Genomic DNA, 24,206 nt, shown 5'->3' on the forward strand with positions numbered 1-24,206 from the left:
CCCCACTACCGAAAAGGCGCACAGGCGCCGAAGGCGCCTACCGCGGGATCATCGCGAGCTGACGGCTCTGCACGACGACCGCGCCGGTGGAGTCGAGCACCGTGTGGTCCTCCTCGAACCACGTGTCCCCCAACACCGTCGAGCTCGCCATGACGCGCAGCCAGCCCGGCGCGGGACGGCGCCGAAGGTACGTCGTCAGCTGGACGGTGGGCGCCCAGCCGAAGATGCCGCGGTTCATGGTGACCGGCGCACAGATGTCGCCGGTCATGATCGCGAACAGCGCCGCGGTGGCCGGGTCCTGCTCGTCGTCGGCCCACGGCCGCGCCCACATCCGGACCTCGGGTTCGCCCTGCCTGCCGCTGAGGAAATGCGCCGACGCGCCGTCGACCCGCAGATCGCAGCCCTGCGAGACGTGCACGATCTGCGCCATCGGATGGTCGGCGACGAGCGCGTGCGCCTCGGCGGGCGGCTCGGCGGGCAGTTGCGCGAGCGCCTGCTCCTGCGCGTAGTGCGGCTCCCCCGCGTCGGGGACGCCCAGCGTCACCGCGGCGTGCACGGCCGGGCGACCGTTCTGGGACAGCTCGACGTCGACGAGCGAGACCTGACGGCCCCGCTTGCGCACGGTTGCGACGATGTCGACGTCGCCGGGGTCGGGTGCGGCGAGATAGTTGGCGCTCACGGCGAGCGACTGGACGGCCGGATCGACGGGCATGTCCGACGGCGCGGTCGCGGTCAGCTCGCGCCGGGCCGCGGCCGCGCAGACGGCCATCATGCAGCCGCCGTGCACCTTGGGTCCGATGGTCCAGATCGGGTCGATGTGGGCCGAGTACCGGCCGTCGGCACCGGTACCGCTCGGGGTGACGGTGGTCAGGTCCCGGAACGGGTGAGTGGTCACGGCTGGTCCTGTCTGTCGGGGGTGTCGAAGTCGTCGAAGGTGCGGCCCGCGAAGCGAGCCGCACCGATGTCCTGGTGGGCGAGCCGGCGCAGCGCGGCCAGCACGGGTTCGTAGATCGCGGTTCCGAGGACGGCGTACTCGATCGCGGATTCCGCAGAGTCCGTGGGCATGAGGTCCAGGTCGATCTCGGCGATACCGCGGACGTGCCGCGCGTAGGCGTCGAGCCGCTCGTCGGTCATCCGGATGCCGACGTCCTCGGCCGCCGCCAGCGCCCGTTCGAGCTGCGCGACAACGGGATACGCCGGTTCGTACACCTGCCCCAGACGTTCGAGCACGGCGCGGGCCCGCGGGTAGTCGCCGGACCGCTCCTCCCCCTCGGCGGGGTACGGCGGAAGCGCGGCGAGCGCCCGCCCGATCGTCTCGAAGACGGTGTCGGCGGGGTGGTCGACGAGTCCGACGATCGTGCGGATCCTGCCGAGCGGCAGTCCGACGCCGGCGAGCGCCTTGACGAGTGCGAGGCGCCGCACGTGCTGCTCACCGTATTCGGCCTGCGTCGCACTGCTCGCCGCGCCGGGCATCAGCAGTCCCTCGCGCAGGTAGTACTTGACGGTCGCGAGCGGCACGCCGCTGACCGCGACCAGTTCGGACACCCGCACGTCGAGCCTCTCCTGCTTGACACCCGGCCGCACCGGGTCGACCATGAAACCCGATTGGATAGTTGAACTATCCAATCTGGGATCGAGCCTACCCCACCCCCAGGAGCTCCCATGATGGATCCCGTTCTCACGATCGTCGTCGGCGTCACCGTGCTCACCGTGGTGGGTATCGCGTCCGGCGGCGCGTTCCTGCTCCGCATCCTCGCGGGCGACCAGGGCGCCAACGCCCTGCAGAAGAGCTTCTTCCGCGCCGGTCACGCCCACGCGGGGGTGCTGGTCACGCTGGGCATCCTGCTGGCGACGCTCACCGCGGTCGTCGACGCCAGTCCCGGGTGGTCCGCGGCCGGCGCGATCGCGGTCCTCGTCGCCGCGATCTTCATCCCTGCCGGGTTCTTCCTGTCGGTCCTCGGCCGGGATCCGGCGAAGCCCGGACCGATGGTCGCGGCGATCTGGCTGGGCGCGGCCTGCCTGGTGACGGGCCTGGTGATCTCGGGGATCACGGTGATCGGCGCGGGCGTGTCCGCGCTGTAGGAACCGGCCGACGTGGGCAGCAGCCGGCCGGAGTCAGCGCAGGTTCGCGCGGGCGAAGCTGAGGGCCTGGCCGAGCATCGACGCCCGCTCCGGTCGGGTCCGAGCGTTCTGGGTGTTGATCTCGACGACCACCTGTCCGCCGAAGCCACTGTCGCGCAAATGCCGGAACACCTCGACGCACGGCTGACTCCCGTGGCCGGGGATGAGGTGTTCGTCGACCGAGGCACCGCGGCCGTCCGCCAGATGCAGGTGCGAGAGCCCGCTGCCCATCCGGTCGGCCAGCTCGAGTGCATCCATACCCGCGGTCGCGGTGTGCGAGAGGTCGAGCGTGTAGTGCCGGTAACCGGAGTCGGTGGGGTCGTACGACGGGCTGAACGCGGACAGGGCCGCACCCGGGCCGCCGCGCCTGCGCAGACGCTCCGCGCTCCGCTCCTTGCCGCCGAAGAAGCTGTCGGCGCGCATCGGGAACATGTTCTCCACGGCCACGATCGCCCCGGTCTTCTCCTCGAGACGCTCGACCTGTTCGGCGAATCCGTCGGCGTACCGACGCTGCCACCGGAACGGTGGGTGCACCACGACGTTCGACGCGCCCAGCGCCTCCGCGGCCTCCACCGACCGGTCCAGCTTCGCGACCGGGTCCGCACCCCACACCCGTTGGGAGATCAACAAGCACGGCACGTGGACGGCCTGTACGGGCACCGCATACTTGCGGACCAGACGCTTGACGGCGGAGATGTCCTGGCTGACGGATTCGGCCCACACCATGAGCTCGACGCCGTCGTAGCCGACCTCCGCCGCGTAGCGGAAGGCCGCCTCGGTGTTCTCCGGGTAGACGGACGCAGTGGACAGTCCGACGAGGACCTTCCGGTCCGACATGCGCGCCCTCCCCACGATCCCGCTCCGCCCGTGTCCGGTCAGCTCGTGCTGAGCAGGAAGGCCAGGGGCCCGAGTGTCACGAACACACCCGCGACGACGGCGATGACCAGGCTCGCGATGTCGTCGGTACGGCGCAGGATCCGCACCATCGCCACCAGTCCGACGATCACCAGGACCGCGAGGATCAGCGCCACCATCGGCAGCATGTCCCACAGCTTCTCGAAGCCCTTGAACATCAGCGCGCCCGCGACGACCGCGACAGCACCCTGCCCCAGCAGCACCGCCCACTGCTTCGCGGCGCTCGCCTCCTCGGGCAGGTCCTCGGGGTCGGCGGGGCTCTCGTCGTCGAGGTCGGTGTCCGCCGCAGCGGCCTCTGCCTGAGCGGGCGCTGCCGCGTCGTTCCGTCGGAGCAGATCGCCGGCGACGCTCTGGCCCGAGAGCAGCCGCGGCTCCGGGTCCACACTGTGCGCGAGGGGCTGCGCCGGGACGGGCTCGAGGACCGTGGTCGCCGCCGACCGCCAACCGGAGTCGAACTTGTGATCGTCGGCCTTGCGGTCGTCGGCCCTGTGATCGTCGGCCTCGACGGCTCGCGAGATCAGGGTCGGGGTCTCTTCGGCCTTCGCGGCGGCGTCCTTGCCGGCCGCGTCGGTGTTCTCGTCCGCCTTGTCGGCAGCGTCCGCGTCCTTACGGGCTGCGACGGCGTCGGCCGACGAGAAGGCGACAGTGGCGTTCGCGTCCTTCGAGTCCTTCGAGTCCTTGGCGCCCTTCTCGTCCGAGGACTCGGGCTTCTCCGACTCGGGCTTCTTCTTCGGCTCGGCGACCGCGGTCGACTCGACGGCAGGAGTCTCGGGGGCGGGAGCGTCGTCGACAGGGGCCTCCGCCGCCGGCGCCTTCGTCTCTGGAGTCGTCGCCTCGGGAGCCTGCGTGTCGGGAGCCTGCGTGTCGGGGGTCTCCGCGTCGGGCGTCTCCGGCGTCGCGGCACGGACGGCCTGGAACTCGCCGGTCAGCTCCGCGACGGAGATGCCGCCCTTCACACCGCGACGACGGCGTCCGCCGCCACCGGCACCGACGCGCTGGCCGTTGCGGGCCAGCAGTTCTGCAACCGAGATTGCTTGGCTGTCGCCTTCGGGCTCAGTCATCGAGCGCTCACCACCAGTTCTCCACCCATGTCCGTATCGAGCTTGCGAAGAATCAGACCCTCACGCAGTGCCCACGGGCAAATCTCGAGAGTGTCGATCCCCAGCGCGCGCATGCTGGCCTCCGCAACGAGAGCCCCGGCGACGATCTGCTGGGAACGGTCGGAGCTCACGCCCTCCAATTCTGCACGGTCCGCCGTCGTCATCCGTGAGATGAACGCGATCAGCTGCCGCAGCCCGCTCGCGGTGAGGGTGCGCTTGACGCGCGGACCTGCACCGGAAGGCGCTGCGCCGGTGAGGCGGGCGAGGGATCGGAAGGTCTTGGAGGTGCCGACGCGCAGGTCCGCGGCGCCCGCGGCGCGCAACTCCTTCGCGGGGGTGGCCAGTTCGGCGTCGAGCCAGTCGCGCAGCACGGCGACACGGCGCTTGCCCGGGGGATCCTCCTGGAGCCAGTCCCGGGTGAGCCGTCCGGCGCCGAGTTGCAGCGAGAACGCGACGTCGGGATCCTCGTCGCCGCCGCACGTCAGCTCGAGCGAACCACCGCCGATGTCGAGGTTGAGGATGCGCCCGGCGCTCCACCCGTACCAGCGGCGCACCGCGAGGAAGGTCAGCCGCGCCTCGTCGACGCCGGAGAGCACCTCGAGGTTCACGCCGGTCTCGGCGCGCACGCGGGAGAGGACGGCCTCGGAGTTGTTGGCGTCGCGCACGGCCGACGTCGCGAAGGCCATCAGCTCACCGCACCCCGACGACCTGGCGATACCGGCAAAATCGCCCACCGTCTCGACCAACCGGTCGGCACCGACCGCGGTGATGTCCCCGCGGTCGTCCGTGTTCTCCGCAAGCCGTAGAGCGGCTTTCGTCGAACTCATCGGGGTGGGGTGCCCACCACGATGTGCGTCCACCACGAGCAGGTGGACGGTGTTGCTTCCGACGTCGAGTACCCCAAGGCGCACACGGTTACGGTACTGGGTCTACCGTCGGGCACTGTGACAGCAGGCAGCACCGACAGGTCCCACAAGTTGGCTCCCGCGCCGGAAGTAGATCTCGATTTCCCGCGCGAGTGGGTGCAGTTCGTCGATCCGGAGAACGCCGAGCACACCATCAAGGCCGACATGACGTGGCTTCTTTCGCGCTGGACCTGCGTGTTCGGCACCCCCGCATGCCAGGGCACGGTCGCCGATCGCCCCGACGACGGCTGCTGCTCGCACGGCGCTTTCCTGTGTGACGACGAGGACCGCGAGAAGCTCGACAACGCGGTGAGGATGCTCACACCGGACGACTGGCAGTTCATGGAGAAGGGTCTCGGGAAGAAGGGGTACCTCGAGGAGGACGATCTCGAGGACGAGCCCGCGTTGCGCACCCGCAAGTACAAGGGCGCGTGCATCTTCCTCAACCGCCCCGGACATCCCGGCGGCATCGGATGCGCGCTGCACCAGATGGCGCTGCGCAAGGGCATCGAGCCGCTCGAGGTGAAGCCCGAGGTGTGCTGGCAGCTGCCGATCCGCCGCACCCAGGAGTGGGTGGACCGGCCCGACGGCGAGCAGATCCTCGAGACCACGATCACCGAGTACGACCGTCGCGGCTGGGGCGAGGGCGGCGAGGACCTGACGTGGTACTGCTCGGGCTCGCCCGACGCGCACGTCGGCACCCGTCCGGTGTGGCAGTCGTACGCCCCGGAACTGACCGAACTGTTGGGCAAGGCCGCGTACGACGAACTCGCGTCGCTCTGCCGCCGCCGCGAGGGACTGGGCCTCATCGCGGTGCACCCCGCGACCACCGCCGCGCAGGCGAAGGCGCAGCGCGACTGACCGCCCGCGCGGCCGAATGTCACACGCGCTCAGCCCGACTGGACGCGTGTGACATTCGGCCACGGAAAGCTCACTCCTCGAGCTTGTACCCCAGGCCGCGCACCGTGACCAGGTGCTTCGGCTTGCCCGGATCGCCCTCGATCTTGGCGCGCAACCGCTTGACGTGGACGTCGAGGGTCTTGGTGTCGCCCACGTAGTCGGCGCCCCACACCCGGTCGATCAGCTGGCCGCGGGTGAGCACCCGGCCGGAGTTGCGCAGCAGATACTCGAGCAGGTCGAACTCCTTGAGCGGCAACGTGACCGGGTCGCCGTTCACATGCACCAGGTGCCGCTCGACGTCCATCCGGACCGGGCCGGCCGCGAGGACGCCGTCGTCCACGTCGGTGGCGGCCTCGTTGTCCGCTCCGCGGCGCAGCACCGCGCGGATGCGGGCGATGAGTTCGCGAGCCGAGTACGGCTTGGTGACGTAGTCGTCCGCGCCGAGTTCCAGACCGACCACCTTGTCGATCTCGCTGTCGCGGGCGGTGACCATGATGACCGGCACCGACGACTTCGCCCGCAACTGCTTGCAGACATCCGTACCGCTCATGCCGGGCAGCATGACGTCGAGCAGGACGATGTCGGCGCCGGAGCGCTCGAACTCGGCCAGCGCGGACGGACCGTCACCGACGACGGTCGTCTCGAAGCCCTCCTTGCGGAGCAGGAACGCGAGCGGATCGGCCAGCGATTCCTCGTCCTCCACGATCAGCACACTCGTCAACGGTTGGCCTCCAGGCTCGTGGCGGCGGCGCCTCGCGCCGCGGCCTTCTTGTCGATCATCGATGAATCACGGTTCTCGCCCGCCGCGGCGGGCTCGGGTGGAACGGTCTCGAAGTGGGCGGGGATCCGCAGGGTGAACGTGGACCCGGTGCCGGGCCGGCTCCACAGGTCGATGGATCCGTTGTGGTTGGCGGCGACGTGCTTGACGATCGCCAGTCCCAACCCGGTGCCGCCGGTGGCGCGGGAGCGGGCCTTGTCGACGCGGAAGAACCGCTCGAAGACGCGTTCCTGGTCCTCCTTGGCGATGCCGATGCCGCGGTCGGTGACCGCGATCGCGACGTCGTCGCCGCGGACGGTGCGGCTCACCGAGACCGGGGTGCCCTTCGGCGAGTAGGCGATGGCGTTCTCGACCAGGTTCGACAGGGCCGTCACGAGCAAGGTGCGGTCGCCCATCACCTCGAGCCCGCTCGGGGCGTCGGCGTGGACGGTGATGTCGGCGGCCTCGGCGGCCACGCTGGACCGGCGCAGAGCCTCGGCGATGACGTCGTCGACGTCCACCACCTCGAGGTCGGGCAGTTTCTCCGCCCCCTGCAGACGCGACAGCGCGATCAGTTCGGTGACCATGTTGCCCAGGCGGGCGGACTCGCTCAGCACCCGCTGACCGAAGTAGCGGACCGAGTCGGGGTCGTCGGCCGATTCGAGTAGCGCCTCCGCGAGCAGACCCATCGCGCCGACGGGGGTCTTGAGTTCGTGGCTCACGTTGGCGACGAAGTCACGGCGCGTGGCCTCCATGCGGACCTGCTCGGAGTCGTCGTCGGCGAACACCACGACGAAGCGGCGGTCCTCCTCGCTCAGCAGTCGCGCGACGCCGCGCACGGCGATCTTGTCGCGTCCGCGTTGTGGCGTCCGCGCAGTCAGGTCGACCTCGACGGGCTCGCCCTTCGCGAGCACCTCGGTGGCGGCGACCCACGCTCGGTCGTCGAGCATGCGGTTGCGGACCAACCCGAGCTCCTCGGCCCGCGGATTGACCAACACGACGTCGTTGAACTTGTCGACGACCGCGATGCCGCTCTCCGAGGTGAGAACGATCAGGTCGAGCACCTGGGACATCGTCAAGCCCGCCTGGGCCTTCTGCCGCTCGGCGTGACGCCTGCTCAGTCGGGGAACGACGACCCCGCCGACGACGTAACCGACGATCGCGGTCGCGACGGCCAAGATTACGGCCTGAACAACAGTCACACGTGAATCGTACGTTCGCACGGACGACGCACGAAGGCGGGTGTGACCGTTTTCTCGCACGTCACAGGCCCGAGAGCTGGCGTTATCCACCTGTTCACCGTTTGTTTCCCGGTCCTCTCGCGTTTTGCGCACTCATCGCGTTCCGGGCACGGAAAACCCCGCGTTTCGCGCACTTGACGCCGGCCGGGAGGGGCCGTCGTCGCGACAAGTGCGCGAAACGCGGGGTCGAGAGAGAACCGCCGAGGACTGCCTGGAACTACTTGGCGCCCTGGTTCGCGACGGCCGCGGCACCGGCCGCGGCGGCCGCCGGATCGAGGTAGGTGCCACCCGGGTTGAGCGGCTTCAGGTTCTCGTCCAGGTCGTAGCGCAGCGGGATGCCCGTCGGAATGTTCAGACCCGCGATGTCCTCGTCGGAGATGCCGTCGAGATGCTTGACGAGTGCGCGCAGCGAGTTGCCGTGCGCGGTGACCAGGACGGTCTTGCCCGCCTTCAGGTCGGCCGCGATGGTCTCCTCCCAGTACGGGACGAGACGCTTGACGACGTCGAGCAGGCACTCGGTCAGCGGGACCTCGGGCAGGGCGGCGTAGCGCACGTCCTGGTCCTGGCTGTACTCGCTACCGGCCTCGATGGGCGGCGGCGGGGTGTCGTAGCTACGACGCCACAGCATGAACTGGTCCTCGCCGAACTCGGCCTTGGTCTGGGCCTTGTTCTTGCCCTGCAGCGCGCCGTAGTGACGCTCGTTGAGGCGCCAGTCGCGGATGACGGGGATCCAGTGGCGGTCGCAGGCGTCGAGCGCGAGGTTCGCGGTGCTGATCGCGCGACGCAGCAGCGACGTGTAGAGCACGTCCGGGAGCAGGTTGTGCTCGGCGAGCAGTTCACCGGCACGCTTGCCCTCGGCCATGCCCTTGTCGGTGAGGTGCACGTCCACCCAGCCGGTGAACAGGTTCAGCGCGTTCCATTCGCTCTCGCCGTGGCGGAGCAGCACAAGTGTTCCGGTACTCATACCCCCAATCCTGGCATGACGCACTCGGACGCCTGCGACAGCCGTCGGTGCGCACTCCGGTGCCGCGTCAGGACAGGCTGAGGTGTGGTGCGAATCCCAGCGTTCGATCAGCGGAACCGAACTCGTCCAGTAACGCCCGCATGTGCGCGGTGCTGGCATGATCGTCGAGCGCCTGACAGGTCTTCCAGTGCTCGAAGCAGTGGAGGAGGCCGGGGTCGTCGAGGTCGTGGCAGAACTCGTAGGCGATACAGCCCGGCTCGCCGAGCGTCGGCTCTACCAGGTCCAGCATTGCCCGAGCATCCCGGTCGGCGTGGTCGGGCCGGACCGTCACTCGGATGAAGGCGGTCTGCATCTCGACGCGTCCTCTCGTGAACGGACCGGACCGCCCGGCCGCCACACCGTAGGAGGCGCCAGACACCTTGCGGCAGAGAACCTCCCGCCCGACGGGAGATCCAGCACCCGCGCCCCCGCTCGCCCCAGAATGGCTGAAGGGTCCCTTCGTGCGCTGGTAGCGCACAAAGGGACCCTTCAGCTCGTCCGCGGGGGCTCAGCCCAGCCCCACTGTCGAACTCGGTGGTCGATCAGAGGTACTGACCGCACACCGGCCATGCACCGCGGCCCTGACCGGCCAGGACGTTCTCGGCGACGCGGATCTGCTCTTCGCGCGAGTTCTGGTGGGCCATGCCCGAGCCGCCGAACGACTGCCAGGTGCTCGCGGTGAACTGCAGGCCGCCGTAGAAGCCGTTGCCGGTGTTGGCGGCCCAGTTGCCGCTGCTCTCACACTGCGCGACGGCGTCCCAGTTGCCGGAGGCGGCGTTGGCGGTGCCGGTGCTCAGGGCGAAGGGGGCGGCGACGAGGGCCGCGGTCGCGGCGACGGTACCGATGGTGCGCTTGATGTCGAACTTGGCCATGGGGGGTGGATCCTCTCCGTATTGCGGGCGAGGCGGCCTGCGGACGACGACGTCGATCCGGGCTCGGGTTGGGCCTCGCTTCTGCCCCTCGAAGGTCTTGCTCCGTCCGATCCCGCGGGGCAGAGCCGGCGGCGGCGGGTCGGGGTCTTGCTTCCTTGCGGTTGTTGCTTCTCGAGTTCGTTCGTCTCGAGCTGGTTACAACCGTAGGCACCGATTACGGAAAGGTCACGGGTCGATTTTGTGGGACACCCGTACGTGAAATACGCCATGAGCTGGTAAAAGTCGCAGCTCAGCGGTGCAGAATTGCCGTCGAGTACCGGCGTCGTTGCATAACCGTAATGTGACTCAGGTCACTCGGATCTAGTGAACGCGGTCACGAAATCTCGGCCGGATAACGGGCCGGGCCGCCCGCGAGTCGTTACTGCGACCGGGGATCGGGACCCCATCCGGCTCCACTCGGTGCGTCCTGCGCATCCTCGACGAGGTGCTTGAACGGCTCGAGGTTCGCGAGCGATTCGCCCCGCGACACCCGCCAGGCCCACTCGCGCTTGATCGACGACGCGAATCCCAACTCGAGCAGCGTGTTGAAGTCGCCGTCCGCGGCCTCGAGGATCGAGCCCAGCACTCGGTCCAGTTCGGCGCCGGTCACCGCGTGCGCGGACATCCGGCCCACCAGATAGATGTCGCCGATCTTGTCGATCGTGTAGTAGGCCCCGTACAGCCGGCGGTTGCGGCGCAGCAGGTACTTGTAGACGCCTTCGAAGTTCTCGTCCGGCTTGCGACACACGAACGCCTCGACTCGGACGCCGTGGTTGCCGACCGTGAGCAGTGTGGTCGTCTTCAGCTTGTGCTCGCCCGGCAGTTCCACGACGAACTGGTTCTCGCCCCGGCGGCTGTAGTCCAGTTCGCGTTCCTTCAGGGCTGCATCGATGATGCCGCTGACGGCGTCCGCCGTCGGTTCCTGTTCGCTCACGCTCGCACTCCGCTCGTCCGACGCAATTTCCACAACCCGCGTGGCCTACGCTGCCAGAGTTCGCCGCCCTCCGCCCGGTGATACATCGCGGTCGCGGCCCGATAGCTGGCGAGCAGCGCGTCCGCCGTGTGCTCCCACGAGAAGTTCTCGGCGTGCCGCGGCGCGCGGGCCGCCAGTTCGTCGAGTCGGTCCGGCGACGCGACGAGCGACTCGAGCGCCGCCGCCCAGTCGTCGATGCGATGCCCCTGGACGAGCATGCCTGTCAGGCCGTCGCGCACGGCCACACCGAGACCGCCCACGTCGGCAGCGATCACCGGCGTTCCGCACGCCTGTGCCTCGATCGCGACGAGCCCGAACGATTCCGAATAGCTCGGTACCGCAACGAGATCCGACGCGCGATACACGTCGGCGAGCCGGTCGGGCGGCTGGGGCGGCAGGAACGTCACCCGCGCGGTGATGCCGAGCGCCGCGGCCAGCTCGATCAGCGAATCGGGTCGGTCGAGCCCGGTACCGGACGGTCCGCCCACCACCAGTACCCGCAGCGGCAGGTCCGGACGCCGGCCGGCCACCTCGGCCGCGGCGCGCAGCAGCACGTCGGGAGCCTTGAGCGGCTGGATCCGGCCGACGAACGTCACGATGGTCTCGGACGGGTCGAGGCCGAGCGCAGCGCGGGCGGCGAGACGGTCGCCGGGCCGGTAGCGCGTCAGGTCGGCGCCCGGCGCGACGATGTCGATCTTGTCCGCCGAAGCGCCGTACGTGGCGGTGAGCTGCGCGGCCTCGTCGACGGTGTTGGCGGTGAGCCGGTCGGCCTCCGCGACCACCTGCTGCTCACCGATCTGCCGGGCGGCCGGCTCGGGGGTGTCGCCCTCCGCGAGCGATGCGTTCTTCACGGCGGCCAGGGTGTGCGCGGTGTGCACCAGCGGCACCCCCCACCGGTCGCGGGCCAGCCAGCCGACCTGCCCGGACAGCCAGTAGTGCGAGTGCACGAGGTCGTAGTGGCCGGGCTCGTGCCGAACCTCTTCCCGCAGCACACCGGCAGCGAACGCGCACAGCTGCGTGGGCAGTTCGTGCTTGTCGAGACCCTCGTACGGGCCGGCCGCGACGTTGCGCACCCGCACACCCGGCGCCGCGTCCTGCACGACCGGCGTGGCCGACGACGTGGCGCGGGTGAAGATGTCGACCTCGACACCGCGGCGGGCCAGCTGGATGGCGGTCTGCAGCACGTACACGTTCATTCCACCCGCATCGCCGGTGCCCGGCTGGGCCAGCGGCGACGTGTGTACGGACAGAACCGCGACCCGTCTCGGCGTCGCACTGTGCTTGGGTGTCACGCGTCCATACTGCCCTGTCGCTCTGTCAGGAGGTAATTGCGCCCGCGCTGTTCTCGCCGACCGGGACACCCTCCCCGAGGTCCGACAGGAATCCGTCGACCTCGCTCACGAACCGCGCCGGATCCTCGACGAACGGGCCGTGCCCGCAACCCTCCCAGTACGACACACGGGCCTGCGGGATCAGCTCGGCGGCGTGCTCACCTGCAGAGACGTCGACGACAGCGTCGGCGGTGCCGTGCAGCACCAGGGCGGGGACGTCGAGGGCGCGCAGCACGTCGTCGTGGCTCGCAGCCCGCCGGAACAGCGCCGACCGCACCCGCGGCGGGGTGGACAGGCTTGCACCGAACAGCGCCTGCGACAGAGCGCCCCGGGCCGCATCGCCGCCGAGCGGACCGGTCAGCGCCGTCCCGAAACCGCCCAGGGCCCTAACCGCGACGTCGGGGTCCTCGGCCATCGCGGCAGGGATCGCGGCCTTCATCGCCGGTCCCACTGCGCCGCCGCGCTCACCGCGTCCGATGCTCGTGATCGCCCCCACGAACACCACGGCGTCGACCGCTCCCGTCCCGTGCGCGGCGAGATAGTCGCAGATCACCAACCCGCCGTAAGACCAGCCCAGCAGCGCCGCGCCCGCGGAGATCCCCTCCGCGGACAGCACCGCGTCGACGTCGGCGGCCCAGTTCGCGGAGTCGTCGTAGCCCGCAGCGGGGACGTCCGAACAGCCGTGTCCACGCAGGTCGAGGGCGATCACGCGGTACCGCTCCGCCAGCGCGTCGACGACCTGCTCGCCCCAGCAGCGCGACGACTGCGCCCATCCGTGGATCAGGACGAGCGGCCTGGAGGCCGCATTACCGAACGCTCGATAAACGATTGTGGTGCCGTCGGCACTGACGGTTTCGCGAATGGCCATGGCGTCACCCTAAGGGGCCGCGGTCACCGGGCGCTGCGCGCGCGGTGCAGGAGGTAGGCGGTCAGGGCGACGACCAACGCCGTCGCGCCCGCGACCACCACCACCGCGAATCCGGCCCGGGTGCCGAAGCCGTCGATCATCTGCCCGGCGAGCGCCGAACCGACGGCGACCCCTACGCCGAGGCCGGTCACGGTCCAGGTGATGCCCTCGGTGAGTTTGTGCTGCGGGACGACCGCCTCCACGAGGGTCGTCGCGATGATCAGTGTCGGCGCGATCGAGATGCCGGCAAGCGCGAGTGCCGCGGTGAGCATCGGGATCGAGTCGACGAGCAGCAGCGGCCACACCAGGACCGCGACGACGACGGTGGCGAACACGAGCTGGCGCCGCAGCGCCGCACCGGGACGCAGCGCACCGAAGACGATGCCGGCCACCGCGGACCCGCCCGCGAAGAGGGCCAGCGCGATCGTCGCGGCGGCGGGAGCTCCCCGGTCCGTCGCGAAGGCGATGCTCGTGACGTCGACGGCACCGAAGATCGTGCCCATCCCGAGCATCACCGCCACCAGCGCCCAGATCGCCGGGTTCCGGACCACCGAGGCACCGGCATGCGCGTCCCGCTCGGCGACGGCCGGTTCGGTGCCGCGCTGCGCGACGAGGGCCAGCGTGCCGACCACCAGCAGGATCAGCGCCAGCAGCGGACCGGCCTCCGGGAACACCGACACCGACAGACCCACCGAGATCACCGGGCCGGCGATGAAGCAGACCTCGTCGAGGACCGACTCGAAGGCGAACGCGGTGCGCAACTGCGGTTGCCCGCGATACAGCTCCGTCCACCGGGCGCGGACCATCGCCCCGATCGTCGGCATGCAGCCGGCCGGGATCGCGAGCAGGAACACCACGAAATCGGGTGCCCCGATGCGCACACACAGCAGCAGCGTGGCGAGCGCGCTCGCGCTCACCGCGGATGCGGCCGGCAGCACCCGACGCTGCCCGTACCGGTCGACGGCGCGCGACACCAGTGGCGTGATCGCGGCGTAGGACAGGGCGAACACCGCCGAGAGTGCACCGGCCACCGCGTAGTCACCCCGCAACTGCGACAGCATGGTCACGATGCCGATGCCCACCATCGCGATCGGCAGGCGCGCGACGAACCCGGCCGCGGAGAACGCGGCCGACCCGCGGGCGGCGAAGATCTCCCGGTACGTACCGATCATTGCCGGTGTCTCTCCTGAACCATCCGCGACGAGGCGCGCCGCGCCGGCCGGTAACCAGTTGTCGGGAGAAGTCTCGCACCCTTGCCCCCGGGTCCGACCGGGGTGTAAGCATTCTCCGCATGAGCGTTCTGGTCTGCTTCCATGCACATCCCGACGACGAGGTCTTCGTGACCGGCGGCGTGATGCGCCAGGCCGCCGACGCCGGGCACCGGGTCGTGGTGGTGACCGCGACCGACGGAGCGCTCGGCGAGGTGCCGGACGGCCTGCTCGGTGACGGCGAGACGCTGGCGCAGCGTCGTCGCCGCGAACTCGAGGCGTCGACGACCGTGCTGGGCGCGCATCGGGTGGTGATGCTGCACTACGCCGACTCCGGTATGGCCGGGACGCCGGAGAACGCGCACCCGGACGCCTTCTGCAACGTCGACGTCGACACCGCCGCGGCCCGCCTCGCCGAGATCCTTGTCGAGGAGGGCGCGGACGTCCTGACGATCTACGACCCCAACGGCGGCTACGGCCATCCCGACCACGTGCAGGTCCACCATGTCGGCGTCCGGGCGGCCGAGCTCGCGAACGTCGCGCACGTGTACGAGGCCGCGGTCAGCCGCGACCACATCCGACGCATGATGGCGGCGAACCCGGAGTGGAGCGAGGAGGCGACTCCGCCCGACTTCGAGACCTTCGGCCTGTCCGACGACGAGATCACGACGGTCGTCGACGTCACGGCCGCGCTCGCTGCCAAGCGTGCCGCGATGCTCGCGCACGAGACGCAGATCGGCGATTTCGGCCCGTTCCTGCAGATGCCGGAGGAACAGCTGCACGCCGCGTTCGGCCAGGAGTGGTTCCGTCGCCGCGGCGCACCGAGCGGACTGGCCGAGACCGCGCTCCCCCTCTGATAGCGCCAACTGCCTGCGGATTCACCACGGGCCGACCTAGCATCGGCTCATGCCCGGTCTCCTCGCGCGCTACCGACGGACCGGCGCCGACGTGCCGTTCGGGAATCCACTCGCCGCGCACGGCGTGGCGATGGAGGGCTACTTCTGGCGCTTCACCCAACGCGACACCGGCCGGGTGCTGATCGCCCTCGCCGGCATCAACCGCGCCGCCGACGGGCCGTGGGCCACCCTGGGCCTGGGCGCGCATCCGGGCGGATTCCTCAGGACTGCAGCACATCCCGTCGCGTCCGCCGATCCGCACGGGCTGGGCGCGTTCGCGGGCTCGGCGTTCCACGGCACTCGGGACCGTCTGCGCGTGGACCTCGGACCGGGCGCGTGCATCGACGTCCGGATCACCGACCGGTTCGAGTGGCCGCGCCGACGGCTGGGCGGGTCGAGCGTCTTCCACACGGTGCCCGCGCTCAACCAGTACTGGCACCCGTGGCTGCTCGGGGGCCGCGCCGAGGGGTGGGCCGACGTCGACGGCGAACGCTGGGATCTCGACGGCGCCCAGGTGTACGGCGAGAAGAACTGGGGCCGGGGTGGTTTCCCCGAGGCGTGGTGGTGGGGCCAGGCGCAGGGGTTCGACGACCCGCGGGTGTGCGTCGCGTTCGCCGGCGGTGTCGTCACGGCCGGCCCGCTGCGCACCGAGGTGACCGCTGTCGTCGTGGCGTTGCCCGACGGCACCGTGGTCCGGGTCGGGAATCCGGTGCTCTCCCCGGTCCGGGCGCGGGTGGACGACGAGTCGTGGCAGCTCAGCGGTGGTAGCCGCCGGTGGTCGGTGGAGATTCGAGGCGAGGCGCGGCGCGGCGACGCCCACGTCCTGCCGGTGCCGCTGCCCGCGCAGCACCGCAACGTCCCGGGTGCGCTCGAACACCTCGGCGGCAGGTTGTCTGTAACGCTGAGTCACAATGGTCGATGTCGTCTGTCGGGTGCATCACACCTGGCGGGGCTCGAGTGGGGTGGGATCTCTCGGGCGCACGACGAACTCCGACGGCGCGAACGCGCGTGCGGGGACACACAGAACTGAAGAACTCGAGGGGGGATCCTTGCGCAGGCTTCGATCGACACTCGCGGCGACCGCGGTCGCCGCGGCGGCGCTGCTGGTCGGCGCGCCGACGGTGGCGGCGGCACCGGACACGGTGGACATGGGCGACGTGTTCGGGCCGTTCGTGCTCGACACGTTCCGGGACGGCCGGATCGCGCCGCCCGAGCAGTGGCGGCCCCGGCACCCCGTCACCGATCCGTGGTTCCAGGCCCCACCCGTCGCCGACCTCGCCCCCGGAACGCTGCTCAAGGCCCGCCCGGCGACCGTCCAGGTGTACGGCGTGCAACCGGCGCACGTGCGCGGGTACCAACTGATGTACGTCACAACCGATTTCGACGGTTCCCGGGTGGTGAGCACCGGAATCCTCATGATTCCCGAGGACGGCACCGCACCGCAGGACCGCAAGCTCATCGGCTACTCCGAGGCCAACGACAGCCTCGGACCGGGCTGCATGCCGAGCGCGCAGTGGACGGGCACCGACCAGGACGACCCGTCGCTGTTCTCGGCGCTCGGGCCCGTCGCGCAGATGTTCGGCAACGGCTGGGCCGTGATGATGAGCGACACCGCCAACGACGGCGATCCCGCCCCCAACGGGTTCTCGATCGGCCAGTTCTCCGGCGCCGCAACGCTCGACGGCCTGCGCGCCGCGATCGCGCTACCCGAGGCCGAGTTCGAGCGGGACGTCCCGATCGGGATCTACGGCATCGCCGGCGGCGGCGTAGCTGCCGGATTCGCCGCGGAGAAGCAGGCGTCGTACGCGCCGGAACTCGACGTCGTCGGCACGGTGCTGCAAGCCATGGTGATCGACAGCGCCACGTTCGAACGCAAGGCGGACGGCGGGATCGGTGCGGGCTTCGTGTTCGCGAACTCCCTCGGCTACGCGGCCCGCTACCCCGAGATCGACCTCGACAGGGAGCTGACCCCGCTCGGCAAGCAGGTCGCGGACCTCTTCAACCGCACGTGCCAGCAGACCTACCTGCTGATGCCCTTCATGCCGCTGAGCGCGCTGTACACGCACGGGCGCCCCGCCGACAATCCGGCCTTCGCCCGGGCCTACGCCGAGAACCGCATGGGTCAGCAGGCACCGAAGGCGCCGGTGCTGATCACCTCGTGCCGGGACGACTTCCTGGTCCCCTACTCCGACGTCGAGAACCTGATCGCCGCGTACCGCGCGGGCGGCACCGACGTCACGGTGGAGCCGAGTCACTGCGGCGTCACCGACGTCCTGACCGACCCCTACCGGGTGGGCACCGAAATGCTCGGCATGCAGAACGTCGACTGGTTCGTCGGCAAGTTCGAGGAGACGACTCGATGAGGAAACTGCTCACCGGCGCGCTCGCCGCCGCGCTCCTGTTCGTCCCGACGGCGGTGGCAACCGCCGACCCTGCGCTGGACGGAAAGCTCGACGGCTACCTCGACGCCCCGCTGTCGAACGAGAACGCCGAGTCGAACGGCGGCGTCAACCCGTCGTTCTCGACCGACCCCGACGAGCTGGGCGCCCTGCTCGACCGGGCGCGCACGCAGGGTGTCGAGCCGACGCGGTACAAGGCTCTGCTGCAACAGTTCTGGCTCGCAACGGCCACTCGCAAGGCCGGCTTGGATCTGAACAACTGGGACGCGGGTCGGGGCCTGGCGGCGAACGAGCAGAACCTCGCCAACACGTTCCGCTACTACGAGCGCCTGCAACTCGAGAATCCGAACTTCCTGTGGACCGGGCAGGGCGGCATGGCCGGGCCGTCGTTCGCCGCGGGCATCATGGATGTCGACCTCGGGCGCGTCGTGCTCGACGTCCGCGCGGTGCGGGACGCGATCGCCACCGTCGTCGGCGCGCTCGACTCCGCCGCGGCACCGGCCACCGCGAACCTGCCGGAGGACGTGCGCGCGGTCCTCGAGGTGGGTGCCGTCGTCACCGCCGACGACATCGCCCACTTCCAGACGCAGGTCATCGCGATGAGCAAGCACATCTTCATGGACCTGATCCCGCAGCACGAGGCCTACCTCGCCGGTGGCATGACGGCGATCGACGAGTACCGCGACGCCGGCCTGATCGACGAGAACGCCTATCAGGCCTGGCGGAAGGTGGACACCGGCGACCCGGACAAGGTCGTCGAGGGCAACAAGGATCTCCTGTATCGCGAGCAGTATCAGTCGATCGGCGCGCAGTGGGACGCCGCCCGCAACTACCGGGGGGCGGTGGGCCGGGCGTTGACCTACCTCAGCACCGTCGCCGCCGATCCCGCGATCCCGGGCGTCGTCCCGCCGCGCGAGGCCGATCCGCTGGTCCTGACCGCCGGTCATCTCACGGGCACCGCCGCCGACGGCCCGCAGTGGCGTTTGCAGACCCCGCTGCCGGCGTTCAACTGGTCGGACCGCGACGCACGCTGGACGTACATCACCGAGCAGATGCTGCCGAAGTACCGCGCGCTCAGGGACACTCAGCCCGACCTGTGGCGAGCGACGCTGTCCAAGCCGATGGAGCAGCAGATCGGCGACCAGCGGGCGCTGGCGCGGCTGCCGCAGATGCTGCTGTCCATGGCTCGGACCACGCAGGCTCAGTACTTCTGAACCCGCGCGATGCGGAGGGTCACACCCGGACGGTGGCCTTCCGCATCGCCGCCAACGGGTTCGAGTACAGCGAACTCAGCGACACGACGCCGGCAGCATGCTCCTGGACACGGTTGCCGAATCCTGTGATGCGCACGTCGGCGCCGGCGACGCGGGACGCCTCCGACAACGCACGCGCCACCTGCGGTGCGGCCTCGGGGTAGTCGGTGAACGCCTGCCCGCCCAGGATCACCCGGTCCGGATTGAACAGATCGCGGACCATCGCCACCGCCCGACCCAGGACCTGCGCCCGCTCGGTGAGAATCTGCTGCGCCGCAGCCGACCCCGACCGTGCGGCCCGGTAGACCGTCGCCACGGGCGGCAACGGCCCGTCGGCCGCGAGCACCCCGGCTCGTCGCGCCGCGAGCAGCACTCCACGGTCGCTGACCGCCGCCTCGAGGCAGCCGGTCGCACCGCAGTCGCACGGCGCGTCCGACGCCGTCGGCAGGTGCGCGATCGACCCGGGACCGGCCGTGGGGGTGTGCACCTTTCCGTCGAGTGTCAGTGCCAGACCGACGGTTTCACGGGCGTAGAAGTACAGTCCGCCGCCGCGCGCGTCGGCGTTGTCGGCGCGTTGTGGAGTGAGCAGCAACTCGGACGCCGCCATCGCCTCCACGTGCGCCGCCACCGAGACGGGGAGACCGAACCCCGCCCCGACGATGTCACCGACGCGGGCCCCCGACCACCCGAGCCGCGGATGCTCCACCAGTCCGGTCTCGGGTTCGACGCGGCCACCGATCGCGACGCCGACCCACAGCGGCCGGCGGCGGTGCCAGCGCGCCGCGAAGCCCCGCGCACTGGCCGTGATCGTCGCGAGCGCGGCGTCGGACGCGCCACGCGGGGTGGGGATCTCGATTGCACCGAGGATTCGTCCACGCAGGTCGGCGGTGATGACGCTGGTGACGACGGCACCGATGTGGATGCCGACGGTCAGGTGCGATTCGTGGTCCACCTCGAACGGGACGCGGGGCCGCCCGACCGCGCCGGCCGCGACGAGGTCGGGGCGTTCGCGCAGCAGCCCGGCCGCGATCATCGCGGACACATGCCGGTTGACGGTCGCGATGCTCGATCCCGTTGCCCGCGTGGCCTCGTCGCGGGAGATGGGTCCACCGGCGGCGGCCACCCGGAACACCGCGGCGGCGGGGCCGTCGGCGATGCCGAGGGTCGGCGGCACGATGCGCGACCGGGTCGCGGGCCGGGGCGGGGTGCTGCGGACGGTACGGGAACTGGTGGTGCGGGCGGTCACAGATCTTCCGGTGACGGGAGGCGCTGCGGTGAGCATGGCATGTCCTTGCCTCGTCCCCGAGGGGACGGAAGTCGACGCGGTCTGGGAGACGCGCTGCCGACGGCGATCGCTACCGACGAGGGCGTCGGTGGACCGGCACGGATCTACGGTGTGAGCAGCGCGGAACTAGCGGCGAGCGATGCGGCAGGGACAACAGAGTTCCCGCGGGTGCGGCAGCCGGGAACCCAGCGCGGCGGTCACGTAGGTGACCCGCGGTGCGGAGGTGGCGCCGGACGACATGACGATCAAGTTAGCATCCCGCGGGCAACCGGGGCCTCCCCCATCCCGGACGACGTCCGGGTGTCGGCACTACGATCGGGTCATGAGCCTGCCACTGGACACCCGCGTCGCAGTCGTCACCGGAGCCAGCTCCGGCATCGGGGAAGCCACCGCCCGCACCCTCGCCGGCCAGGGATTCCACGTCGTGCTCGGCGCGCGGCGGCTGGATCGGCTCGAGGCGATCGCGGCGGAGATCGGCGGCACCGCCCTCGAACTGGACGTCACCGACGAGGACTCCGTGGACGCGTTCTGCGCCGTCCTCCCCCGCGTGGACGTGCTCGTCAACAATGCCGGCGGCGCGAAGGGCCTCGCCCCGGTCATGGACGCGGACCTCGACGATTGGCGGTGGATGTGGGAGACCAACGTCCTCGGCACGCTGCGCGTGACGAAGGCCCTGCTGCCGAAGCTGATCGCGTCGGGTGACGGGCTGATCGTCACCGTCACGTCGGTGGCGGCGTTCACCGCGTACGACAACGGCGCGGGCTACACGTCGGCCAAGCATGCGCAGGCCGTGCTGCACCGCACGCTGCGCGGCGAACTGCTCGGCAAGCCGGTGCGTCTCACCGAGATCGCCCCCGGCGCCGTGGAGACCGAGTTCTCCCTGGTGCGGTTCGACGGCGACGCCGAGCGCGCCGCGAAGGTCTACGAGGGCATCACCCCGCTGATCGCGGAGGACATCGCCGAGATCGTGGGATTCGTCGCGTCGCGCCCGCCGCACGTGAACCTGGACCAGATCATCGTCAAGCCACGAGACCAGGCCGATACCGGACGATTCCACCGCACCACCGGTTAACCTCGCGGCATGCAGCACCGATTGCAGCCGGGACCGCTCCTCGACGAATCCGGACACCTCGCCGAGGCCGGGTGGGCCGACGCCGAGGTCCGCCGCTACGACCGTGCGGCGGTGGCGGCGCCGTCGTGGCGGATCAAGGAGTGGGACTACTACTGCGTCCTCACCCCGGAGCACGGCTTGGCGCTGACGGTCGCCGACAACGGCTACATGGGGCTGCTGGGCGTCTCCTGGCTCGACCTCCGCAACCGGCGCGAGGTCACCGAGAACGTGATGCTGCCGTTTCCGCTGGGCCGCATGGGCCTGCCCGCGAGCGCCGACACCGGCGACGTCGTGGTGGAGCACAAGAAGATGCGGATCGCCTTCCGGCACGACGCGGGTGGCCGCGTGCTGAGCATCGACCACCCCGGATTCGACGGCGGCCGCGGCCTGCGCGGCGAACTACGTCTCGCCCGGCCCGACACGGCGTCTTCGGGCCGCTCCGCAGGCTCCGCTCCTGCCCGAATGGTGATCGCCACGCCGTTCCCGAAGGCGCCCAAGGCTTTCTACTACAACCAGAAGATGAACTGTCTGCCCGCGACCGGCCAGGTGACGGTCGGCGGCGACACCGTCGTGTTCGAACCGGAGTCCGCGTTCGGAGTCTTCGACTGGGGTCGGGGCGTGTGGACGTACGACAACACGTGGTACTGGGGGTCGGCGTCGGGTGTCGTCGACGGCCGCCCGTTCGGCTTCAACATCGGGTACGGCTTCGGTGACACGTCCGCGGCGAGCGAGAACATGGTGTTCGTCGGCGGCGTCGCGCACAAGCTGGACCGGGTGATGTTCCACCTGCCCGAGGGCACGTACGACGGTGCGCCGTGGAAGTTTTCGAGCAACGACGGCCGGTTCGAGATGGTTTTCGAACCGATCCTCGACCGCGCCGCCGCGGTGGACTTCAAGGTATTGAGGTCGATCCAGCATCAGGTCTTCGGACGGTTCACCGGCCATGTCGTGCTCGACGACGGTAGCCGGATGGAGGTGACCGACCTCCTCGGGTTCGCCGAGGAGGTCCGCAACCGCTGGTGAGCGGGCGCCGTCACCACTCCGTGTAGGTCGCGGGCGGCGGCGGTTCCGCGGCCGGAGCCGGGACGCCGTCGATCCGCGCCCGGTGTTCGCGGTCGGCCTGGCGCACCCGGTACGCGGAGTGCCCGACCAGTGCGACGAACAGTGGTACACAGACGAGCAGAATCGCGGGAATCATGTTCGCGCTCCTCCTAGTTCATGTTCAGCGAGCTCGATGGGGGCGATGCCGGTTCGGGCACGCGGCCGCCCTCACGCATCCCGTCGGACGCCTCGAGGACCGCGCCCTTCAGCACGCTCTCCACGCTCACGTCCTCACCTTTGACGAGGTCGCCCGCGGCCGCGCCGACGCCGCCGGTGGTGAGGTCCACGGCGACTCCGGTCGCGACGCGGCGGCCGGCGTTCTCGACGCCGTCGAGCACCATCCCGCCGGCGCCCTCCCGGCCGAGGAGGCCGGTGACCACACCCTCGGCCGCGGCGCCGAGGGCTTCCTTGCCGAGCGCCCCGAAATCGAGTCCGTCCCGCTGCCCCTGCGCGAGTTGGTACACCTGGATGCCGCCGGCGATCGCCACCTCCCGGACGACGCTCACCGCGACCTCCTGAGCTACCCGGCGCAGCAGTTCCGTGATGATGGTGCGGATCGTGAGCTGCGTGGCGACCTGGGCTGCCGGGATCGCGGCGGTGCTGGCACCGAACGTGGCGACGGCCGACGCGGTGAGCGCCGCGATCTGCGCGGCGAGCGCCACGAGTGCGGCGATGATGGTGAGCTTGGCCTCCTCGACGTCGGCCGCCGTGGACTCACACGCATCGGCGAGTTCCCGGCACAGCCCGACGAGTTGTTCGATCGCGCCGTCGCTCCCACCGACCGTCGCCCAGTGCGAGGTCATCGCCTGGTTCACCGCTCCGGCCACACCCGCGAGCGCCGCCTGCATCGCGTCGTCGCCACCGGCACCGATCCGCTCGACGTCGGTCGCGACGGATTCCCACGCGTCCGACAGCCGGCGCAGCGATGTCTCGTCCGCCTCGGGCCAGTCCTGTCCCGAGGCCAGCGACGCGACGGCCCGTAGCGATCCGGGGATCTCGATGCCCATCAGCGGCCCCCGCCCAGTGTGCGGGAGAAGCCGGTGTCGGTGTTCTCGAACGCCGCGGCCGTGTCCCGCAACCCGCCCGCGATGCCGGTCAGCACGTCGGAGAGGTTGCGCAGCGCGGCGAGGGCGCCCTCCGCGCCGGGCACGTAGTCGGCCGCGAAGGCGGCACCGGTCGCGTCGGAGCCCCAGCTCGCTCCCTCCGCGTCGAGCGCGAGGTCGAGCTGCCGCCGCACGTCCACCAGGTTGTCGGAGACCCGGTCGAAACGTGGTGCGGCCGATCGCACCCGGTCCACCTCGATCCACATGCCGTCAGTCACGGTGCGCCTCCCGCAGGATCGGCGCCCGCCAGTCGTGGCGGTCGTCGGCGTCAGCGGCGTCCTGCGGCGTGGCGGCCGCGAACCCGGTCGCGACCGTGGGCACGAGGTTCCGAATACTCGGTGCCCCGGGGACCAGGTCGGTGAGGTCCGGGAACTCCGCGGCCATCGCCGCCACCGGAGTCATCAGTTCGGTTGCGCGAGTTCGTACCTCGCGTGACGCCGCTTGCGCTGCCGCACTGAACGAATCCGCGAGACGTTCCGGTGTGGATCGCGAGAAGGCCGCCGGATCGAGCCTCGTCGACACCACGGTGCCGGACGCGTCCACGGTCACCCGGACCAACCCGTCCGCCGACGCGCACTCCGCCGTCAGGTTCGCGGCGGCCCCCTGCGCCGCCGCGAGTGCCGCGGTCTGCTCGTGCAACCGCTCGAGCATCGTGTCCACCCGATCACGTAGGACGGTGTTGCCCTCCCGCAGCCGCTGCCGCGACTCCTGCCGCTCGTCTCCTCCGTTGTGAATCATCGATCCCCCTCCGTTCGATCCCCTGCGAACCCCTTCGCACCCCTCTGT

Annotated in this window: 27 protein-coding genes; 8 read left to right on the top strand and 19 right to left on the bottom strand. The window is 70.5% G+C overall.

Annotation, left to right across the window (positions count from 1 at the left end; genetic code table 11):
• Positions 1–37: 37 nt before the first annotated feature.
• Entirely contained in the window at positions 38–895 is an 858-nt protein-coding gene (locus tag C7H75_RS19615) for a thioesterase family protein (RefSeq protein ID WP_022597525.1), read from the bottom strand.
• A complete protein-coding gene (locus C7H75_RS19620) occupies positions 892–1,551 on the bottom strand; it encodes a MerR family transcriptional regulator (protein WP_044991387.1) in 660 nt (219 codons plus the stop codon). The genes C7H75_RS19615 and C7H75_RS19620 overlap by 4 nt, the downstream gene beginning before the upstream one ends.
• A 114-nt stretch (positions 1,552–1,665) precedes the next feature.
• Between C7H75_RS19620 and C7H75_RS19625 the strand changes: the two genes are divergently transcribed.
• Positions 1,666–2,082, top strand: a complete 417-nt coding sequence (locus C7H75_RS19625) for a hypothetical protein (protein WP_172504602.1) — start codon at positions 1,666–1,668, stop codon at positions 2,080–2,082.
• A 33-nt stretch (positions 2,083–2,115) separates the two neighbouring features.
• Here the strand turns inward: C7H75_RS19625 and C7H75_RS19630 are convergent, their stop codons facing one another.
• The 3 genes from C7H75_RS19630 to C7H75_RS19640 are packed head-to-tail and all read right to left on the bottom strand — an operon-like array spanning position 2,116 to position 5,047.
• Positions 2,116–2,958, bottom strand: coding sequence for a sugar phosphate isomerase/epimerase family protein (locus tag C7H75_RS19630; protein WP_005518077.1), 843 nt, complete (start codon positions 2,956–2,958; stop codon positions 2,116–2,118).
• A 38-nt stretch (positions 2,959–2,996) separates the two neighbouring features.
• Complete coding sequence (locus C7H75_RS19635) at positions 2,997–4,097, bottom strand: Rv0497 family membrane protein (RefSeq protein WP_022597531.1); 1,101 nt, start codon at positions 4,095–4,097, stop codon at positions 2,997–2,999.
• On the bottom strand, positions 4,094–5,047 hold the full coding sequence (locus C7H75_RS19640) for a Ppx/GppA family phosphatase (RefSeq protein WP_106851717.1): 954 nt from the start codon (positions 5,045–5,047) through the stop codon (positions 4,094–4,096). The genes C7H75_RS19635 and C7H75_RS19640 overlap by 4 nt, the downstream gene beginning before the upstream one ends.
• A gap of 66 nt (positions 5,048–5,113) precedes the next feature.
• On the opposite strand from C7H75_RS19640, the gene C7H75_RS19645 reads away from it, so the two are divergent.
• Positions 5,114–5,902 (top strand): DUF3109 family protein, encoded by a 789-nt coding sequence (locus tag C7H75_RS19645; protein ID WP_037086048.1) that lies wholly within the window; start codon positions 5,114–5,116, stop codon positions 5,900–5,902.
• Positions 5,903–5,972: 70 nt separating this feature from the next.
• On the opposite strand, the gene C7H75_RS19650 is transcribed toward C7H75_RS19645, so the two are convergent.
• The 9 genes from C7H75_RS19650 to C7H75_RS19690 all read right to left on the bottom strand — a co-directional run bounded on the left by C7H75_RS19650 (position 5,973) and on the right by C7H75_RS19690 (position 14,236).
• Positions 5,973–6,662, bottom strand: a complete 690-nt coding sequence (locus C7H75_RS19650) for a response regulator (protein ID WP_005518073.1) — start codon at positions 6,660–6,662, stop codon at positions 5,973–5,975.
• On the bottom strand, positions 6,659–7,900 hold the full coding sequence (locus tag C7H75_RS19655; protein WP_005518071.1) for a sensor histidine kinase: 1,242 nt from the start codon (positions 7,898–7,900) through the stop codon (positions 6,659–6,661). Before C7H75_RS19655 ends, C7H75_RS19650 begins: the two co-directional genes overlap by 4 nt.
• A gap of 256 nt (positions 7,901–8,156) precedes the next feature.
• Positions 8,157–8,912 carry a phosphoglyceromutase gene (locus tag C7H75_RS19660; protein WP_172504603.1) on the bottom strand — a complete coding sequence of 252 codons (756 nt, stop codon included), beginning with the start codon at positions 8,910–8,912 and terminating at the stop codon, positions 8,157–8,159.
• 58 nt (positions 8,913–8,970) lie between these two features.
• The gene (locus C7H75_RS19665) at positions 8,971–9,255 is read right to left on the bottom strand and encodes a putative quinol monooxygenase (RefSeq protein ID WP_041674420.1); all 285 of its coding nucleotides are present in this window, start codon (positions 9,253–9,255) and stop codon (positions 8,971–8,973) included.
• A 229-nt stretch (positions 9,256–9,484) separates the two neighbouring features.
• On the bottom strand, positions 9,485–9,814 hold the full coding sequence (locus tag C7H75_RS19670) for a transglycosylase family protein (protein WP_005518053.1): 330 nt from the start codon (positions 9,812–9,814) through the stop codon (positions 9,485–9,487).
• Between the two features lie 418 nt (positions 9,815–10,232).
• Positions 10,233–10,787, bottom strand: coding sequence for a type III secretion system chaperone family protein (locus tag C7H75_RS19675; RefSeq protein ID WP_022597549.1), 555 nt, complete (start codon positions 10,785–10,787; stop codon positions 10,233–10,235).
• On the bottom strand, positions 10,784–12,118 hold the full coding sequence (mshA, locus tag C7H75_RS19680; RefSeq protein WP_013417014.1) for a D-inositol-3-phosphate glycosyltransferase: 1,335 nt from the start codon (positions 12,116–12,118) through the stop codon (positions 10,784–10,786). The genes C7H75_RS19675 and mshA overlap by 4 nt, the downstream gene beginning before the upstream one ends.
• 25 nt (positions 12,119–12,143) lie before the next feature.
• The gene (locus C7H75_RS19685) at positions 12,144–13,025 is read right to left on the bottom strand and encodes an alpha/beta fold hydrolase (protein ID WP_106851718.1); all 882 of its coding nucleotides are present in this window, start codon (positions 13,023–13,025) and stop codon (positions 12,144–12,146) included.
• Positions 13,026–13,048: 23 nt separating this feature from the next.
• On the bottom strand, positions 13,049–14,236 hold the full coding sequence (locus C7H75_RS19690) for an MFS transporter (RefSeq protein WP_106851719.1): 1,188 nt from the start codon (positions 14,234–14,236) through the stop codon (positions 13,049–13,051).
• Positions 14,237–14,355: 119 nt separating this feature from the next.
• On the opposite strand from C7H75_RS19690, the gene C7H75_RS19695 reads away from it, so the two are divergent.
• The 4 genes from C7H75_RS19695 to C7H75_RS19710 are packed head-to-tail and all read left to right on the top strand — an operon-like array spanning position 14,356 to position 18,781.
• Entirely contained in the window at positions 14,356–15,129 is a 774-nt protein-coding gene (locus C7H75_RS19695) for a PIG-L family deacetylase (protein WP_022597555.1), read from the top strand.
• Positions 15,130–15,178: 49 nt separating this feature from the next.
• On the top strand, positions 15,179–16,198 hold the full coding sequence (locus C7H75_RS19700; protein WP_084846340.1) for a tocopherol cyclase family protein: 1,020 nt from the start codon (positions 15,179–15,181) through the stop codon (positions 16,196–16,198).
• Between the two features lie 19 nt (positions 16,199–16,217).
• Complete coding sequence (locus C7H75_RS19705) at positions 16,218–17,531, top strand: lipase family protein (protein WP_106851720.1); 1,314 nt, start codon at positions 16,218–16,220, stop codon at positions 17,529–17,531.
• Positions 17,528–18,781 (top strand): Tat pathway signal protein, encoded by a 1,254-nt coding sequence (locus C7H75_RS19710; RefSeq protein ID WP_106851721.1) that lies wholly within the window; start codon positions 17,528–17,530, stop codon positions 18,779–18,781. Before C7H75_RS19705 ends, C7H75_RS19710 begins: the two co-directional genes overlap by 4 nt.
• 19 nt (positions 18,782–18,800) lie before the next feature.
• Here the strand turns inward: C7H75_RS19710 and C7H75_RS19715 are convergent, their stop codons facing one another.
• The gene (locus tag C7H75_RS19715; RefSeq protein ID WP_005518044.1) at positions 18,801–20,102 is read right to left on the bottom strand and encodes an ROK family protein; all 1,302 of its coding nucleotides are present in this window, start codon (positions 20,100–20,102) and stop codon (positions 18,801–18,803) included.
• Between the two features lie 325 nt (positions 20,103–20,427).
• Here C7H75_RS19715 and C7H75_RS19720 point away from each other — a divergent pair, with 325 nt between their 5' ends.
• Positions 20,428–21,177 (top strand): SDR family NAD(P)-dependent oxidoreductase, encoded by a 750-nt coding sequence (locus C7H75_RS19720; protein WP_005518042.1) that lies wholly within the window; start codon positions 20,428–20,430, stop codon positions 21,175–21,177.
• Between the two features lie 9 nt (positions 21,178–21,186).
• Positions 21,187–22,239: a DUF2804 domain-containing protein gene (locus C7H75_RS19725; protein WP_106851722.1), complete on the top strand. Its 1,053-nt coding sequence runs from the start codon at positions 21,187–21,189 to the stop codon at positions 22,237–22,239.
• Between the two features lie 10 nt (positions 22,240–22,249).
• On the opposite strand, the gene C7H75_RS26020 is transcribed toward C7H75_RS19725, so the two are convergent.
• Genes C7H75_RS26020 through C7H75_RS19740 form a run of 4 tightly spaced genes read right to left on the bottom strand, consistent with a single transcriptional unit; the run spans position 22,250 to position 24,158 of the window.
• Positions 22,250–22,414 (bottom strand): hypothetical protein, encoded by a 165-nt coding sequence (locus tag C7H75_RS26020; protein ID WP_022597566.1) that lies wholly within the window; start codon positions 22,412–22,414, stop codon positions 22,250–22,252.
• Between the two features lie 13 nt (positions 22,415–22,427).
• On the bottom strand, positions 22,428–23,324 hold the full coding sequence (locus C7H75_RS19730) for a WXG100-like domain-containing protein (protein WP_081184452.1): 897 nt from the start codon (positions 23,322–23,324) through the stop codon (positions 22,428–22,430).
• Positions 23,324–23,638 carry a WXG100 family type VII secretion target gene (locus tag C7H75_RS19735; RefSeq protein ID WP_022597570.1) on the bottom strand — a complete coding sequence of 105 codons (315 nt, stop codon included), beginning with the start codon at positions 23,636–23,638 and terminating at the stop codon, positions 23,324–23,326. The genes C7H75_RS19730 and C7H75_RS19735 overlap by 1 nt, the downstream gene beginning before the upstream one ends.
• Positions 23,631–24,158, bottom strand: a complete 528-nt coding sequence (locus tag C7H75_RS19740) for a YbaB/EbfC family nucleoid-associated protein (RefSeq protein WP_081184449.1) — start codon at positions 24,156–24,158, stop codon at positions 23,631–23,633. The genes C7H75_RS19735 and C7H75_RS19740 overlap by 8 nt, the downstream gene beginning before the upstream one ends.
• Between the last annotated feature and the right edge of the window lie 48 nt (positions 24,159–24,206).

Source organism: Rhodococcus (subgen. Prescottella) equi, from assembly GCF_003013675.1.
In the GTDB taxonomy this organism is placed as follows: Bacteria; Actinomycetota; Actinomycetes; order Mycobacteriales; family Mycobacteriaceae; genus Prescottella; species Prescottella equi.